This window comes from Streptomyces sp. (genome assembly GCF_036566765.1).
Lineage (GTDB): Bacteria > Actinomycetota > Actinomycetes > Streptomycetales > Streptomycetaceae > Streptomyces.
On sequence record NZ_DATCVQ010000372.1, the window covers coordinates 1 to 16,213 of the forward strand.

Below are 16,213 nucleotides of genomic sequence, written 5' to 3' on the forward strand. Positions count from 1 at the left end.
GCGGTCCGCCCGAGCAGCTCCGCCGCCTCGTCCGCCCGGCCGACCGCCGCCAGCCGCAGGCCCTCCGCCCGGTCCAGGCCGAGCAGCACCGCCGTACGGCCGAGCCGCTCGGCCACCGGCCGTACGTCGGCCAGCAGTTCCGCGGCCGCGTCCGGCTGGTCGCCCGCGACCAGCGCCTCCGCCAGTTCCTCGTGCCAGCGCAGCATCGACGGGTCGACCGTCGCCTGGGCGCGCTCCTCGGTACGGACCCGGCTCAGCGTCTCCAGGGCCGAGGCCACGTCGCCGTTCACCAACTGCACCCGGCCCAGGGCGTACAGACTGCGCGAGAGGAAGACGTGGTCGCCCTCTTCCTCCGAGGCCTGCACGCTGCGCCGGGCGTAGCTCGCCGCCCGGGTGAAGCTGCCGCCCGCGGTCTCGGCGAGGGCGAGCCCGTACCAGGCGGGACCGGGGGAGAGCCCGGCCTCCAGGGTCAGCGCGAGGGCCTGGCCCGCGTGCGCGAGCGCCGCCGCGCACATCCCGCGCCGGGACTCGATCTCCGCGAGAGTGCTGAAGAGCTCGATGGCGTCCTCGACCGGGCCGCGCCGCTGCACCAGCGGCAGCAGCGCGTTGAGCGCGTCCCGGGCGTCCGCGAGCCGGGCGTCGAACAGGGCGTGACGGATCGTCAGGATCTGGGCGGCGTTGCGGATGCCGAGCGGCCGCTCGGACATCTCCAGGGCCCGCGCCTGCGCGAGCACGGTCTCCGCGCCCGGCGACCCGAGCACCCGGTCCATCCGCGCCTGCACGGTCAGGGCCCGGGCGGCCGTCCGCGGGTCGCCCATCGACGAGGCCAGCGCGGCGGACTCGACCGCGGCCGCCCGCGACCGCACCGGATCGCCGTCCGCGAGCACGTACTTGACGGCGAGCCGCAGCAGCACCGCCGAGCGCAGCGCGGGGTCGCCCTCGGAGTCCTCCATGGCGTGCACATAGATCTCGTCGAGGTCGGTCAGTCCCTGGCCTGCCGTGTCCAGGACCGCGAGCCGGGCCCGTACCCGGTCCGGAGGCTCGGCGTCCCGGGCCAGCAGGTCGGTGGCCGCGCGGATCGCGAGGTCGGCGCGGGCGGCCCGGGCGGCCTCCTCGGCGGCGTCGACCAGCCGGGCGATGCGCCGCGGCCCGTGCTCGACCGGCGTGGACTCGGCGGCGAGCATCGCGAGTTCGGCGGCGAGCGCGCTGTTGCCGCGCCGCCGCGCGGTCTCCGCGGCCACGCCGATCGCGGCCGCGAGGGCCCCGTCCGGGACGTCGGTGGCCAGGGCCCGGTGCCGTACCGCCTCGACCGGGTCGTCCACCACCTGCGCCAGCGCGGCGTGCCCGGCGCTGCGCTCGGCCCAGCAGGCGTCGTGCACGAGGGTGGAGGGCAGTACGCCCGCGGTGAAGGCGACCGTGCCGTCCTCGCCGAGCGCCACCAGGTCGGCGCGCTCGGCGGCGATCAGGTCGGCCTCGGCGGTCGGCCGGCCGGCCCGGCGGATCAGCGCGGCCGAGGGGCGCAGTGCCAGCGCGGCGAGCAGCAGCGTCTCGCGTACCTGCGGCGTGGCCGCGCCGAGCAGCTGGCGGGCGAGGTCGCGGGCACGGCCGGACAGGGTGAGCGCCTCGGCGTGGTGGACGGGGGTGCGGGCGTCGGCGAGCGAGCGGCCCACGGCCAGCGCGAGGCGCGGGTTGCCACCGCTGGCCTTGTGGATCCGGCCGGCCATCCGGGACGGCAGCCGGTGGTGGATCAGCAGCTCGGCGATCTCGTCCGCCTGCAGCGACGGCACGAGCAGGACGTCGGCCTCGGACGGCACCCACAGCTGCGGGGCCTGCGGGGTGTGGCAGGCGGGCGTCTCGACGGCGATGACGCGCAGCGCGGGCGGCGCGAGATGCAGGGCGAACCGGAGGAGATCGGCGCTGTCCGGGTCGATGCGCTCCACGCCGTCCAGGACCAGCAGGACCGGGCCGTCCGCGGCGAGCTCCCGCAGCAGCTGCGCGAGGCCGAGCCGGAGCGCGATCGGGTCCCAGCCGTCCTGCGGCGCCGGGGCCTCGCGGCACAGCACGGCGACCGCGCCGCGCTGGGGTCCCGGGAGTCGGTCCCGTACGTCGGGGCGGCCGACGGCGGCGATCAGGGCGGCGGCCGACGCGCCCGGTATGTCACGGTCGGACGGCAGAGTGGCCAGCCAGAGCACGGTCTCGCCGCGGGACTCGGCGCGGGCCGCGGCGGCCAGCGCGACCTCGGTCTTGCCGACGCCGGCGGGGCCGGTGAGCAGCGCGCGGCCGCGGGAGTGCAGGACGCGTTCGAGTCGGGAGAGGAGTTCCTCGCGGCCCACGGGCGCGGCACGGTAGGTCGCCGTCGTCACGTAGCCATCACCACCCTCCGGCGCGCTCGGGCCCCCTGCCCGTGCGCAGAGAATACGGAGGTCACGGGCACAGTAAAGGCCCGCTGTCCGGCATACGGACAGCGGGCCCCGCAACCAACTGAGGGGCGCGTCAATGGTGTAGACCACGGACGCGCCCCTGACCAGCGGTGTTGCGGTTGTGGGGGGTGGGTCAGGTGGTGATTAGAAGGTCAGGCTCCAGGAGTCGATGTAGCCGGTGTCACCCGAGGCCACATCCCGGACCTGCAGCTTCCAGGTGCCGTTGGCCAGCTCCGTGGACGCGTCCACGGTGTAGGTCGCGAGCACGTTGTCGGCGCTGTCCGAACCGGACGAGGCCTTCAGGTTCCGGACGGTGCCGTCGGGCGCGATCAGGTCGATCACCAGGTCGCCGCGCCAGGTGTGCTTGATGTCCACGTCGACCTTGAGGGCGGCCGGCGCGTTGCCGGTCCGGCCGGTCACGGCGATCGAGGACGACACGGTGGTGTTGTCCGAGATCGTCACGTTCGTGGCGTTGGTGAACGTCGCCCCCGGAGTGGTGGTGGTGACGGCGGTCACGGTCTTCGCGGCGTCGGCGATGCCGGTGCCGCAGCCGCCCGTGCAGGTGCCGGGCAGCGGCCGCGCGTTGGCCTTGATCGCGGCCTCGATGTCGGCCGGGGTGAGCGAGCTCTTGGCCGACTCCAGCAGGGCGGCGAGGCCGGCGATGTGCGGCGCGGCCATCGAAGTGCCCTGGTAGGGCTTGTAGTTCTCCAGCGACTGGGTGGTCGCGCCCGAGTTCAGCGTGGAGTAGATGCCGTTCTCGGGGGTGGTCACCGTGCCGGGCGTGTCGGTGGCGCGACGGGTCTCGCCGCCGGGGGCCGAGACGTCGACCGTGGTGCCGTAGTTCGAGTAGAACGAGCGGTTGCCCTCGCGGCTGGTCGAAGCCACGCTGATGACGTTGGCGCAGTTGGCCGGGGTGAAGCCGGAGGTGTTGGCGTTGCTGTTGCCGGCCGCCACGACGACGGTGGTGCCGCGGCTGACCGCGCCGTTGATCGCCGTCTGGTAGACGCTCGGGCAGGAGGCGCTGGCGCCGCCCAGGCTCAGGTTGATGACCTTCGCCGGGGTCGGGTTCGCCGCGACGCCGGGGACGGTGCCGCCGGACGCCCAGGTGATGGCGTCGGCGATGTCCGCGGAGGAGCCACCGCACTTGCCGAGGACGCGGACCGGCTGGATCTTCGCGTTGTACGCGATGCCGGCGATGCCCTTGGTGTTGTTGGTGACCGCGCCGATGGTCCCGGCCACGTGGGTGCCGTGCCAGGAGGAGTTGGAGGCCTTGGAGCCGGTGCCGCACTCGCCGTCGGTGGCGCTCCAGTCGCCCTCGTCCTTCGCGTCCGCGTCACGGCCGCTGCCGTCGCGGGCGTCGGCGGAGGAGGAGATGAAGTCGTAGCCGGCGACGACGTTGGACGCGAGGTCCGTGTGGGCGGCGTAGCCGGTGTCGATGACGGCGACGGTGACGCCGGAGCCGGTCGTCGTGTCCCAGGCTGCCGGCACGTTCATGCCGCCGGTGGCCTCGAAGAGGTCCCACTGCTTGGCGTAGTCGGTGTCGTTCGGGGCGACGGCCATCGCGTAGGCGCGGATGTCCGGTTCCACGGAGGCGACGGACGGGTCGGCGCGGAAGGCGGCCATGACCTCGTTCACGTCCTGCTTGCTGGCGCTGTCGCCCAGGTCGACCAGGGCGGCGCCGCCGGCGAGCCGGCGCTCGAAGGCGAGCTTCTCGCCGGTCGCGGAGCCCTTGGCGGCGGCGTCGGACTTGGCCGCGGCGTTGGAGCCGGCCTCGGCGGTCTTGGCCTTGTAGGTGACGATGACCTTCTCGACCGGCGCCGACGGAAGCGCGGTCAGGGCCTGGGAGGCCGGGGCGGGCTTCGGGGACGGGGCCGCCGGGGCGGCGGCAAGCGCCACGGTGGACGTGGCCGCTGCGCCGAGAACCGCGGCGCTGGCGACCACGACGGATATGAGTCTCCGCCTGGAACCGTTCAAGGTGTTGCCCTTTCAGCTACGACGTGATGGCGAAGCATTGGCGGGCGGCGCGGGAACCGCGGTGCGGGGTGTGGGGGTCGCGGTCCACGGTTCCCTGGGCTTGGGGGGCCCACGCGCCGCCGCCGGCGCGACGGCCCGGGTCAAGGCCGCCCCCGGAGGACCCCCACCCTCGCCCTCTACATGCACCTGACAGGCACAGGCCGGAGGAGGGGATCTGCCGGTGCGGCAGACAGTAGGGAAAGCCGAGATGAACCCGATACGGGGAAAACCCTTGTCACCCCCCGAGGGGGTGGCGAGGGGGGTGGGGGAGGGGTGAGGGAAAGGGCTGGGGAGGGGGGTGGGGGAACGCCTCTGGCAAGGGGCGGGGAGGTCAGCCCAGTTCGAGGGTGGTGATGCCGTAGATGCGGGTGTGGGCGAAGGGGCGGGTGGGGCCGGTGTACATGCGGGCCGTTTCGAAGGTGGGGGCGAGGGCGCGGGAGGCGGCCAGGGCGGTGGCCGCCTCGTTGGACTCCGGGACGTCGATCGCGATGCGCGGGGAGCCCAGGGCGGCGGCCTCGGCGGCGAGGGCGTCGAGGAGAACGGCGGCGTCGGCCGGGGTGTCCGCGAACAGGGGGCCGATGCGGGCCTCGTCCTGCGCCGGGCGGACCACCCCGTACCCCGTGGGCCGTCCGTCCACGACGCGGGCCAACGCGCGGTGCCCCGGTGTGCCGAGCCAGCGGTCGAGGAAGTTCGGCCGCTCGGCGGGGTAGCAGGCGCTGTCGTACGCCCGCAGCGCCGCCGGCCCGAGCGCGGCGGCGGGGACGACGTCCGGGGCGGGCGCCTGCGGGGCGGGCGCCACGCCGACCCAGCGGGCGGTGCGGTGGGCCGCGACGAAGCCGGAGCGGCGGTAGTTGTCCTGCTGGTCCGGCACCCCGTCCAGGCCGACCGTCCGGTCCCCGGCGTGGGCCAGCCCGGCCCGCCAGGTCGCAAGCCCGTGGCCCAGCCCCCGCAGGTCGGGCCGGACCAGGTAGAAGCCCAAGAACGCATACGCGTTGCTGTAGTTGACCACCGAGATCGCGGAGACCGGCTCCCCGTCGACCCGCCCCAGGAAGAACCCCTCCGGGTCCTGCGCGAAGAACGCCGGCGCGTCGTCGAGCCCCGGGTTCCACCCCTCGGCCGCCGCCCACTCCCGTACGATCCCCCAGTCCGCCACGCTCGCGCGGGTGACCTCGAGTGCGGGGGACGACTGCGTCATGGAGGGCCTCCGGGCGCGAGGGACGCGGTGCGCGACCCGCGTCGCGCACCGGAACGGTCGGATGTGTCCCGGATCCTAGCGAATCGCGCCGCTCGGCCTAGCGGCTCCAACGTGTTTCGGCCACCCCGACCGGGCCCCTCAACCCAGCGACCTCAGCGCGGTTCCGATCACCTCGACCGCGCCCCTCAACCCAGCAACCGCAGCGCGGTTCCGGTCACCCCGCCCCGCCCCTCAACCCAGCAACCGCAGCGCGGTTCCCGCCACCCCCACCCGTACCGACTGACCCCACGTCAGTTCCAGTGCGTCGGCCTCCATTCCGTCCCCGAACGCCACCAGCCGGTCCGACTCCACCGTCAACCGCAGCCTGTCCGACCGGCCCAGCACCCCTTCCACCCGCGACGTTCCCGTCGCCGGCGAGGGCCAGGCTTCGCGCACGAACCAGATCAGGCGCGGATCCGCCGCGCCCGGCAGGGTGAGCCCGCTGGCGCTCTGCTGCCACAGTGACCGCAGCCAACCCGTCGCCCCCGTCCCCGTCCCCACCAGCACCCCGGACGACGCCTGCGCCTCCGGCGCGGTCCGCCCGTCGTCCGGGCCCAGCCGGTAGCGGGCGGTCTGGTGCCCGGGCGGACCGACGTAGATCTCGTTCAGCGCGACCAGCCGCTGCGCGTCGTCCGTCACCGCCTCCACCATGGTCAGCTCGTCCACCGTCGCCCGCCCCGCCGTCGCCGACGGCAGCAGCCGCGCCGCGTCCCGGGCCCGGTGCCGTACCAGCACCCCCGGGTTCCGCCCCGGATCCGTGTCGATCCCGACCACCGGCTGGCCGGCCAGGTACTTGGCGGCGTTGGCCACCAGACCGTCCTGGCCGACCACGATCACCACGTCCTCCGGAGCGAACAGGAACCTGTCCAGATCCGCCCGCTCCACCCGGCTCTGCCGCCACTGCAACGGCACCGCCGCCACGACCTCCGCGAGCGCCCGCCGGGTCCGCTCGTGCCGCTCCCGCACCTCCTCGATGCCACGGCCCCGGCTGGAGAGGAAGAAGGCGGCCTGGCCGTGCGTCCCGTGCCGGGCGAGCAACTCCTCGTACTCCGTGGTCCGGTGGACGATGACGGCGCGCGGGGCGAGGCTCACGGGCGGGTTCCGTCGGGGTTGGCGGCGGTGGCGCCCGCGGCGCCGCCGAGCCTCGACAGCAGCCCCGTCAGCACGTCCGGCGACAGCGTCACGCTGTCGATCCGCGGCAGGTTCTTGGCCGCCGTGGTCACCGCCAGCGCGTGCAGCGTCGCCGGGTCCACCTCGCCGTGCACCCGCAGCCACGCCGCCTGCGCCTGCGCCCGCGCGTCGCCGACCTCGCGCGCCGCCTCCGCCTCGGCGCGGGCCAGCCGTACCTTGCGGGTCGCCTCCGCCTCGGCCCGTACCGCGTCGGCCGCCGCGCTCTCCTCGGCCTCGCGGCGCGCGTTGGTGCCGCGCTGGTCGACCAGCCGCTCCTCCTGCCGGGCCAGCTCGATCTTGCTGGCCAACTCGTTCTCGGCGATGGTCCGTTCACGCTCGACGGCCACCGCGCGCCGCTCGTACGTGGCCCGGTCCGCCTCCTGCTGGATCTGCTCCCGCGCCGGTGTCCGCAGCGCCCGCTCCACCTCCGGCTCCGGACGGATCGCCACCACGCGCACCGCCACCACCTCGATCCCGGTGGCCGGCAGCCGCGGCTCGTCGGCGAGACCGGCCGCGATCCGGTCCCGTACCGCCGCGACGCCGTCGACCAGCGCGGCGGCGAGCGGGGTGCGGGCGAGCACGTCCAGCGCGTGCTGCTGGGCGGTCTCGGTGAGCAGCGTGGCGATCTGCTCCAGCGGCGCGCCGCGCCACGCGCCGGTGTCCGGGTCGATGGAGAAGTCGAGCCGGGTGGCGGCGGCGTCGGGTGCGCTGATCCGGTACGTGACGGTCGACTGCACGCTCACGTCCTGGAAGTCGGCCGTACGCGCATGGAACGCCATGGTCAACTCCCGGTCGTTCACCGGCACTTCGGAGAGCGCGGCGGACAACGACCGGTACCAGAAGCTGAGTCCGGGCCCGTCGTGCACGAGCCGGCCACGCCGGTGATGCCGAATGTGCGCGGTGGGCGCGGAACGGAGGTGGCGCCATCCGGCGCGCCGGGTGATGTCGGCCATGGGGTCCCCCAGAGAGTTGTTCGTCATGCCGCTTGTCGTCGACATGACGATATGAGGATGGACCCCTTTTCGTCAAGATGACGAAAGTCCTCCGGGGTCCGTATCTCGCACCGGCCCGCTGTCATGGAGCCGCGCCGACACGTCCTCGTGCGCCAGTCGCCGCAGGGCCAGCAGGATCGGCTCGTTGAGCATCGTGTACGCGACCGACGCCTCGATCGCCTCCTCCAGGACCGGATACCCCTCGATCACGCCGAGCTCCACCTCGGCGATCGGGTGCATCGCGAGGGCGTACTGGCGGACGAAGTCCAGCGGGAAGGCGTAGCCCAGGGCGCGGAGGGTGACCACGGCGCGGGTGAGTGAATTGATCGCCGGGGCCTCGTCGTTCACCCGCCAGCCGAGATCTGCGAGCACGTCGCGGAGCTGCCGATGGGTCGCGTCCCACTCCGGCTGCTGGGGGTCGTCCTTCTCGGGCGGCGCGACCTGCGGCGGGAGCATGTACTGCGCGATGCCGAGCCGTTCGTGCCGGCCGAAGGCGGGGTCGTCCGCGACGGCGAGCACGTCGCGCGCCTGACTGATCGTCATCCCGCCGACCGTGAGCAAGGCGCGGATCAGGCGCAGACGGCGCAGGTGCTCGTCGTCGTACTCCGCCTGGCGTGCGGTGACGGGCGTGCCGGGGGCCAGCAGTCCCTCGCGCAGGTAGTACTTGACGGTGGCCACCGACACTCCGCTGCGGCGGCTCAGTTCCGAGAGGCGCAAGGATGGTTCTCCGTTCCCATGGCTCGACAGGCATGACCGATCGGATCTCGGTTCTACTCTGCCTCGACAAGGATGGTGCAACTATCCAAGCTGTGTGGCGGTAAGGAGACAGGCGGAGGCGGTGACCGCGGGGGGCCCGGCTCAGACGCCCATCGCGCGCGCCTCCGCGCGTCGATCACAGGCTCATGAGGAGATCGTCGAGCGGGGCAGGTACCTGCCCGAGGTCGAGGGCCTCCACCAGGAGACGGCCGTAGCGGATCTTGCGGCCCTTCGTCGTGCCGAGGAAGCGCCGCAACTGCTGCTGGCGGGGCCGACCGCGCTGTGCCGGCTGGCTCAGGAAGGTCTGCCATGGGCGCAAGTCGCCCTCCGCCGCGACGACCTCCTCGACCCTCGCCGTACCCAGCGCGCGGATGAGCTCGTCCTCCAGGTCCGCCACGCACACGAAGAAGCCCGCGCGGGGCGCCCCGGCCCGATCCAGGCCGCGGTCGTAGAAAGGCTGCTCGCGCTCGTCGCACAGCCCTGTCAGCCGCAGGCCGAGACCGGGCGGCCCGAGAAGGCCGGCGTAGCGGCCCACGTTCATCGCGCCGCCCATCGACACCACGCACACCCCTTCAGCGGCAAGGTCCCGGCCACGCCGCGCGGCCAGCGCCTCGACGGCCGCGAGGTCACTCGGTCCTTCCAGCAGCACAGCCGTCCGCAGCCCCAGTTGCCCCGCCAGATCACTCGCCGGTCCGCCGGGCCCGCCGGCCGCCCACCTGTCGATCGCGTCCCGGAACGCGTACATGTCCGCCATGGAACGAGTCTGCACGTCCACCGACCGGCACGGCACGGATTTTCTGTTCGAACGGCCGGGCGCGAGATGCCACCCGTGATCAGGAGGGTCGCGTCAGCCCGGGACGTTGGCCGTGGCCGTATCGGGAGCGGCGTCGGATACCAGGGTGGGACTGAACTCGGGGAGTGCGTCCGCCGGGTGGGGTGAGGTGTTCGGAGCGGCCGAGGTCAGCAGGACGACCCCGCGGGCCGCGAGCGCCGAGGCGGCCGCCGCGACGAGCCAGCCCCATGGGCCCCCGCGGAACGTCTCGCCCAGCAGCGCGACGCCGATGACGGCGGCCGCGGCCGGGTTCGACAGGTTCACGACTGCCAGCGGCGCGGCCAGCCCGGCGCGGTACGCGGTCTGCGAGAGCAGTAGACCGCCCACCGCGAACCCGGAGATCAGCACCGCGAGCAGTGCCGTCTGCCACCACGGCACCGGCCCGCCCGGCAGTTCCAGCGCCAGCGCGGCAGTGAGGGTCTGCGTCAGCGCCGACGCCACGCCGGAGGCGATGCCGGCCGCAGTCGCGTGCCCCAGCCCCTGCCCGGACCGCCGTCCCGCTCCCCGTCCGGCGGTCAGCAGCGCCACGAGGGACGCCGTCGCCGCCGCGACCGCCAGCGATTCGCTCACGCTGAGCGAGTCGCCCGGCGTCGCCGGCCCCGTCACCGCGACGAGGCCGATCAGCCCGGCCAGCGTCCACAGCGCCCCGCGCCACTCGCCGCGCGTCACCCGCCGACGCGCGCAGTACGCGCCCAACGGCAGCGCGGCCACCAAGGTCAGCGCGCCGAGCGGCTGCACCAGCGTCAACGGCCCGTAGTGCAGCGCCGCCACATGCGCCAGCGCACCCGCCGCGTTGAGCCCGACCGCCCACCACCACCCGCTCCGGGTCAGCAGCGCCCGCAGCGACCCCCGCCCCGGCGCCGAGCGTGCGGCAAGCCGCGCCTGGGCGACCGCGGCGAGCGCGTACCCGGCGGCGGACACGAGCGAGAGCAGAACCGCGAGCACGGTGCCGTTGACGGAACTCATGACGCCACCTCCGCCGTGCGCGGCGCGGCCGGCGACGCGGTCGCCCCAGCAGGGCCCCGCACCCCCGCGAGCCCCCACCCCCACGACGCGCCCGTTCCCGTTCCCGCTCCTTCGCCCGGCGCGCGGATCGCCGTAAGCGCCACGCCGAGCAGGGCCGCCGCGGCCAGTGCGTCGAACCAGTAGTGGTTGGCGGTGCCGACGATCACGAGCAGGGTCAGGGCCGGATGGAGCAGCCAGAGCAGGCGCCACCGGGTGCGCATCGCCGCGATCAGGCCGATGGCGACCATGAGCGCCCAGCCGAAGTGCAGCGAGGGCATCGCGGCGAACTGGTTCGCCATCGAGTCGGTCTCCGGCGTCGCGCCGTACACCGAGGGCCCGTACACCCGCGCCGTGTCCACCAGGCCGGCGGCCGACAGCATCCGGGGCGGGGCCAGCGGCATCAGGAGGTGGAGGGCCAGTGCGGCACCGGTCACCAGCGCGAGCACCCGTCGCGCCCACACGTAGTGGCCGGGCCGCCGCCAGTACAGCCAGCCGAGGAAGGCGAGGGTGGCCGGGAAGTGCACGGCCGCGTAGTACGTGTTGGCCAGGCGTACGAGCGTCTCGCCGTGCAGCAGCACTTGCTGCACGGTCCCCTCGCCGGGGAGGCGGACCGCCCGTTCGGCGTTCCAGATCCGGTCCGCGTTGTGCAAGGCCCGGGTCTCATGGCCGTTCGCGAACAGCCGGCCCGCCTTGTAGACGAGGAAGAGCGAGGCCACGAGCAGCAGCTCGCGCCCCAGGGGCGGCCGCGCGCCGAGCGCATGGCGCGCAGCGCGCACGCCGCGTGCGCCGCCTCCGCTTCCGCCCGGCGCCGTCTCGGATGCGCAGAGTCTGGCCGCGGGTATGCCGGCGTCCCCGGCTTCCGTATCTCTCCCGGCACCCATGACGCGGCCCTTCTTGCCCGTTTATCCGTCGAATCGGCACAAACGGAGGAAGCGTAGATCCGAATTCATCGAGACGCAAACGTCTCGATACGTTTGCGTCTCGATTGTGCACCCCCTACTCTCGGATGTGCACCCAGCCGACGTCAGGGGCGCTGCCACCGAGCCCCGCCCGCACCGGGAGGAAGCGATGACCACGCAGGCCGCGACCGCGGCGGCCCGCCGCAGCAAGATCACCCCGGAACGGGAGACGGAGCTGTACGAGGCGGTGCTCGATCTCCTCCGCGAGGGCGGCTACGACGCCGTGACGATGGAGGGCGTCGCCGCCCGCACCAAGTGCGGCAAGGCCACGCTGTACCGGCAGTGGAAGACCAAGCCGCAACTCGTCACCGCCGCTCTGGCCACGAGCCGCTGCGCCTTCTTCACCGACATCGACACCGGCACCCTCGTCGGCGACCTGCGCGAGGTGGCCCGGGTCGCGTCCGGCCGGCGCGAGCGCGACGCCGAACTGATGGAGGCCGTCAGCCAGGCGTACGTACGCCACCCAGACCTCCGGCAGGCCCTCACCGAGACCGTCATCCAGCCCGAGGTCGCCGCGGTGGACGCGATGCTGGCCCGCGGCGTCGAGCGGGGCGAGATCGCGGCCGACAACCCGGCGATCGGCTTCGTCGCGCCCTGCCTGATGGGGATGCTCCGCGTCGAACGGGTCCTGGAGGAACGCTTCGCGGACACGCCGGAGACGATGGCGGTGTTCGTCGAGTCGGTGATCCTGCCGGCCCTGCGGCTTGACGCGGGGTAGGGGGCGGGCAGGGGGAGGGGCGTGAGCCGCGGGGGCGTCGGCCGCAGGGACGGGGGTGTACGGGCGTCGGCCGGCACGGACGTCGGCGCACGGGCGTGCCCGCGTGCGGCCGCCCTGCGTCCCCTGCACCCTGGTGGGATGCCGCGCACCCCCGCCCGTACCCCGGGCCCCGCCCCTGCCGTCCGCGTCCGCCGGATCTACGACCCGCCGGAGCCCGACGACGGCGTCCGCGTCCTCGTCGACCGGCTCTGGCCCCGCGGGCTGAAGAAGGTCGATGCGCACATCGACGAATGGCCCAAGGCCCTGACCCCCTCGACGGAACTGCGCCGCTGGTACCACGGCACGGAGGGGGAGTACGAGGAGTTCTGCCGCCGGTACGAGGAGGAGCTCGCCGCCCCTGAGGCCGCCGCCGCGCTCGACCGGCTCCGCACCCTCGCCGCCGAGAACCCGGTCACCCTGCTCACGTCCGCGAAGGACCCCTCCCTCAGCCACACGTCGGTCCTCGAACGGGAGCTCACCGCCTCGGACCGCTGACGCGAACCGGACCCTCCGTCTCCCCGCGCGCGCCGAATCTCCTCCCACCGGGCCGTAGTCAAGGCCACACGCGGCCGGTCACGATGGCCGCACGCGCGGGACCGACCCGCACGGGCACGGACCCGCAACGCACCCGCACCCGCACCGACGCCCACCGCACAACCCGCACAGACAGGAACCACCCCGACCCTCGACCCCTACTCCTCCGGAGGCCCCGCGTGGACGCGACCGAGCCCGACCGTCTCGATGAGCCCGACCGTCTCGACGAGCACGACCGCTTCGACGAGCAGGAGGACCGTCTCGAACGACACGACCGGCTCGACCGATTACAGCGAGACCCCTACCCCCTCTACGCCCGCGCCCGCCGCGCCGAGGGCCTGACCTTCGTTCCCGAGCTCGACGCCTGGCTCGTCGCCCGGGACGCCGACGTGCGCGAGGTGCTGCTCCGGGCGGACGACTTCTCGTCCGCGCAGGCCCTGCGGCCCGACGTCATGCCCTCGCCCGCCGCCTTCGGCGTCCTCGCGCAGGGCTTCGGCAAACGCCCCACCGTCGTCTCCACCGACGGCCCCGCACACCGCCGCCACCGCGCCCCGCTGAACAGCCGACTCTCCGCCGCGCGCGTCACCGAGCTGCTGCCGTACGCGACCGATCAGGCCACCGCACTCCTCGACGGGTTCGTCGCGGACGGCCGTACCGAGCTGATGGCCTCCTACGCCCGCCGCCTGCCCGGCGCGGTGATCGGCCGGCTCATCGGCTTCGACGCGGCCGACGTGCCGGCCGCCGTGCACGGCGGACACCGCGCCGAACAGCTCCTCTTCCGCCCCATGAGCGAGGCCGACCAGTGCGCCGCCGCTCAGGACGTCGTCGACCTCCAGCACCTCCTCGACCGCTACGCCCGCGCCCGACGCGCCGAGCCCCGCGACGACCTCTGCTCCGCCATGGTCGCCGCACTCGCGCCCGGCGACGAGGAGCTCACCGCCGACCAGCGCGCCGAACTCGTCTCCAACCTCCAGAACTTCCTCATCGCCGGACACCTCACCACCACCGCCCTGATCGGCACGACGCTCTTCCACCTCCTCCGCGACGACCGCGCGCAGTGGGAGCTGCTCTGCGCGCGACCCGAGCTGATACCCGGGGCGGTGGAGGAGGCCGCGCGCTTCGACACCGCCGTCCAGGGATTCCGCCGTACCGCCACCCGCCCGGTCACCATCGCCGGCACCGAACTCCCCGCAGGAGCAACGGTGTTCGTCGCATACGGCTCCGCCAACCGGGACGAGACCCGGTACGCGGACTCCGACCCCGCCCCCGACGTCTTCGACATCACCCGCACGCCGAGCCGCCACGTGGCCTTCGGGCACGGAGCGCACGGCTGTCCGGGATCCCAGCTCGCCCGCGGGCAACTCCGGCTGACCCTCGAGCTGTTCACCCGGCGGCTGCCCGGGCTGCGGCTCGCGAAGGACGAGGAGGTCGTCATGCGGCCGACGTTCATCCACCGCTCGCCCCAGGAACTCCATCTCACCTGGTGAAACGCGAGGCGGCGAGCCGGGAGGCGGCGGGCCGGCCCCCGCGTATCCTGCGCCCATGCGTGTCGCACTCTTCGTCACCTGCGTCAACGACGCCCTGTATCCCGCTACGGGGGTGGCCACCGTCCGCATTCTGGAACGGCTGGGGGTCGAGGTCGACTTCCCGGCCGGCCAGACGTGCTGCGGCCAGCCGCAGTTCAACACGGGGTACCGGCGCGAGGCCGAGCCGCTGGCACGGCGGCTGGCGGAGGCGTTCCGGGGGTACGAGTACGTCGTCACGCCCTCCGCTTCGTGCGCCGCCATGGTGCGGGCCCACTACGTCGGCTTCGGCGCGGAGGCGGCCGCGCTCGGGCCGCGCGTTCACGAGCTGACCGAGTTCCTGGTGGACGTGCTCGGGGTGACCGACGTCGGCGCGTACTTCCCGCACACCGTGACGTACCACCCCTCCTGCCATGGCCTGCGACTCCTCGGCCTGGGCGACCGCCCGCGCCGCCTCCTGGAGGCGGTGAAGGGGCTCGATCTGGTCGAACTGCCCGGCGCGGAGGAGTGCTGCGGCTTCGGCGGCACGTTCGCGGTGAAGAACCCGGACGTGTCCGCCGCGATGGGCCGGGACAAGATCGAGAACGCGGTCTCGACGGGCGCGCAGGTGCTGTGCGGTGCGGACAACTCCTGCCTCATGCACCTGGGCGGCATCCTCCGCCGCGAGGACGCGCCCCTGCGCGCGCTGCACCTGGCGGAGATCCTGGCGAGCAGGGAGACGGAGCCGCCGCGGTGAACGCAACCCCCGCAACCCCCGTGGCGAACGAGCCCCCACCCGTGATCGGAGCCCCCCGGTGAGCGGAACCTTCCTCGGCATGCCCGCCTTCCCCGCCTTCCCCGAGGCGGCGAAGGCGGCCGTCGGCGACGCGACCCTGCGGGCCAACCTGCGGCACGCCACCCACACCATCCGCGACAAGCGGGCCGCCGCGGTCGCCGAACTCGCGGACTGGGACGAGCTCCGCGAGGCGGGCAAGCAGATCAAGGACCACACCCTGCGCCACCTCGACCGCTACCTCCTCCAGCTGGAGGAGGCCGTCACGGAGGCCGGCGGCACCGTCCACTGGGCGGCGGACGCCGACGAGGCGAACCGGATCGTCACCGGGCTCGTCCGGGCGACCGGCGAGACCGAGGTGGTCAAGGTCAAGTCGATGGCGACCCAGGAGATCGGCCTCAACGAGGCCCTGGAGGCGGCCGGCATCGCCGCGTACGAGACGGATCTCGCCGAGCTGATCGTCCAGTTGGGCCACGACCGGCCGTCCCACATCCTCGTCCCCGCCATCCACCGCAACCGCGGTGAGATCCGGGACGTCTTCCGGACCGAGATGGCCGCGTGGGGCCGCCCCGCCCCCGAGGGCTTGACCGACACGCCCGCCGACCTCGCCGAGGCCGCCCGCCTGCACTTGCGGGAGAAGTTCCTGCGCGCGAAGGTCGCCGTCTCCGGCGCGAACTTCATGGTCGCCGAGACCGGCACGCTCGTCGTCCTGGAATCGGAGGGCAACGGCCGCATGTGCCTGACGCTGCCCGAGACCCTGATCTCCGTCGTCGGCATCGAGAAGACCATCCCGACCTGGCGCGACCTGGAAGTCTTCCTCCAGACCCTCCCGCGCTCCTCGACCGCCGAGCGGATGAACCCGTACACCACGATGTGGACCGGCACGACCGACGGCGACGGCCCCCGGGACTTCCACCTGGTCCTGCTCGACAACGGCCGCACCGACACCCTCGCCGACGAGGTCGGCCGGCAGGCCCTGCGCTGCATCCGCTGCTCGGCGTGTCTGAACGTCTGCCCGGTGTACGAGCGGGCCGGCGGCCACGCGTACGGCTCGGTCTATCCGGGGCCGATCGGCGCGATCCTCAGCCCCCAACTGCGGGGTACACAGAGCGAGATCGACGCGTCGCTGCCGTACGCGTCCTCGCTGTGCGGCGCGTGCTACGAGGTCTGCCCGGTCGCCATCGACATCCCCGAGGTACTGGTCCACCTGCGGGAGCGCGTCGCTGACCAGGGCGGCCCGGGCCAC

The 16,213-nt window shown here is 73.9% G+C and carries 14 protein-coding genes; 5 read left to right on the forward strand and 9 right to left on the reverse strand.

The annotated features are described in order from the left end of the window. From VIU94_RS21795 to VIU94_RS21835, 9 genes are all read right to left on the reverse strand, one after another. A partial coding sequence (locus VIU94_RS21795; RefSeq protein ID WP_331913532.1) for an AAA family ATPase occupies window positions 1-2,363 on the reverse strand: 2,363 nt, incomplete at its 3' end. A 201-nt stretch (window positions 2,364-2,564) separates the two neighbouring features. Further along, window positions 2,565-4,361: a S8 family peptidase gene (locus VIU94_RS21800; RefSeq protein WP_331913533.1), complete on the reverse strand. Its 1,797-nt coding sequence runs from the start codon at window positions 4,359-4,361 to the stop codon at window positions 2,565-2,567. Between the two features lie 403 nt (window positions 4,362-4,764). Beyond that, window positions 4,765-5,628 carry a GNAT family N-acetyltransferase gene (locus tag VIU94_RS21805; RefSeq protein WP_331913534.1) on the reverse strand — a complete coding sequence of 288 codons (864 nt, stop codon included), beginning with the start codon at window positions 5,626-5,628 and terminating at the stop codon, window positions 4,765-4,767. 231 nt (window positions 5,629-5,859) lie between these two features. Then, window positions 5,860-6,759 carry an NAD(+)/NADH kinase gene (locus VIU94_RS21810; protein WP_331913535.1) on the reverse strand — a complete coding sequence of 300 codons (900 nt, stop codon included), beginning with the start codon at window positions 6,757-6,759 and terminating at the stop codon, window positions 5,860-5,862. Then, on the reverse strand, window positions 6,756-7,790 hold the full coding sequence (locus tag VIU94_RS21815; protein WP_331913545.1) for an SPFH domain-containing protein: 1,035 nt from the start codon (window positions 7,788-7,790) through the stop codon (window positions 6,756-6,758). The genes VIU94_RS21810 and VIU94_RS21815 overlap by 4 nt, the downstream gene beginning before the upstream one ends. A gap of 72 nt (window positions 7,791-7,862) precedes the next feature. Continuing rightward, the gene (locus tag VIU94_RS21820) at window positions 7,863-8,546 is read right to left on the reverse strand and encodes a MerR family transcriptional regulator (protein ID WP_331913536.1); all 684 of its coding nucleotides are present in this window, start codon (window positions 8,544-8,546) and stop codon (window positions 7,863-7,865) included. A gap of 175 nt (window positions 8,547-8,721) precedes the next feature. After that, window positions 8,722-9,339, reverse strand: a complete 618-nt coding sequence (locus tag VIU94_RS21825; RefSeq protein ID WP_331913537.1) for a TOPRIM nucleotidyl transferase/hydrolase domain-containing protein — start codon at window positions 9,337-9,339, stop codon at window positions 8,722-8,724. Between the two features lie 93 nt (window positions 9,340-9,432). Then, the gene (locus VIU94_RS21830; protein WP_331913538.1) at window positions 9,433-10,383 is read right to left on the reverse strand and encodes a DMT family transporter; all 951 of its coding nucleotides are present in this window, start codon (window positions 10,381-10,383) and stop codon (window positions 9,433-9,435) included. After that, window positions 10,380-11,198, reverse strand: a complete 819-nt coding sequence (locus VIU94_RS21835; protein ID WP_331913539.1) for a phosphatase PAP2 family protein — start codon at window positions 11,196-11,198, stop codon at window positions 10,380-10,382. Before VIU94_RS21835 ends, VIU94_RS21830 begins: the two co-directional genes overlap by 4 nt. Window positions 11,199-11,490: 292 nt before the next feature. Here VIU94_RS21835 and VIU94_RS21840 point away from each other — a divergent pair, with 292 nt between their 5' ends. The 5 genes from VIU94_RS21840 to VIU94_RS21860 all read left to right on the forward strand — a co-directional run. Then, window positions 11,491-12,099, forward strand: coding sequence for a TetR/AcrR family transcriptional regulator (locus VIU94_RS21840; RefSeq protein WP_331913540.1), 609 nt, complete (start codon window positions 11,491-11,493; stop codon window positions 12,097-12,099). A 138-nt stretch (window positions 12,100-12,237) separates the two neighbouring features. Beyond that, a complete protein-coding gene (locus tag VIU94_RS21845; RefSeq protein WP_331913541.1) occupies window positions 12,238-12,633 on the forward strand; it encodes a DUF488 domain-containing protein in 396 nt (131 codons plus the stop codon). Window positions 12,634-12,851: 218 nt separating this feature from the next. Next, complete coding sequence (locus VIU94_RS21850) at window positions 12,852-14,159, forward strand: cytochrome P450 (RefSeq protein ID WP_331913542.1); 1,308 nt, start codon at window positions 12,852-12,854, stop codon at window positions 14,157-14,159. Window positions 14,160-14,214: 55 nt separating this feature from the next. After that, entirely contained in the window at window positions 14,215-14,931 is a 717-nt protein-coding gene (locus VIU94_RS21855) for a (Fe-S)-binding protein (RefSeq protein WP_331913543.1), read from the forward strand. Between the two features lie 58 nt (window positions 14,932-14,989). Further along, window positions 14,990-16,213: lactate utilization protein B (locus VIU94_RS21860; protein ID WP_331913544.1), on the forward strand; the 1,224-nt coding region annotated here is incomplete at its 3' end.

Coding starts and splice junctions, on each gene's coding strand:
- VIU94_RS21825 (WP_331913537.1), bottom strand. CDS start 9,339: ATGGCGGACATGTACGCGTTCCGGGACGCGATCGACAGGTGGGCGGCC.
- VIU94_RS21815 (WP_331913545.1), bottom strand. CDS start 7,790: ATGGCCGACATCACCCGGCGCGCCGGATGGCGCCACCTCCGTTCCGCG.
- VIU94_RS21830 (WP_331913538.1), bottom strand. CDS start 10,383: ATGAGTTCCGTCAACGGCACCGTGCTCGCGGTTCTGCTCTCGCTCGTG.
- VIU94_RS21855 (WP_331913543.1), top strand. CDS start 14,215: ATGCGTGTCGCACTCTTCGTCACCTGCGTCAACGACGCCCTGTATCCC.
- VIU94_RS21805 (WP_331913534.1), bottom strand. CDS start 5,628: ATGACGCAGTCGTCCCCCGCACTCGAGGTCACCCGCGCGAGCGTGGCG.
- VIU94_RS21840 (WP_331913540.1), top strand. CDS start 11,491: ATGACCACGCAGGCCGCGACCGCGGCGGCCCGCCGCAGCAAGATCACC.
- VIU94_RS21845 (WP_331913541.1), top strand. CDS start 12,238: ATGCCGCGCACCCCCGCCCGTACCCCGGGCCCCGCCCCTGCCGTCCGC.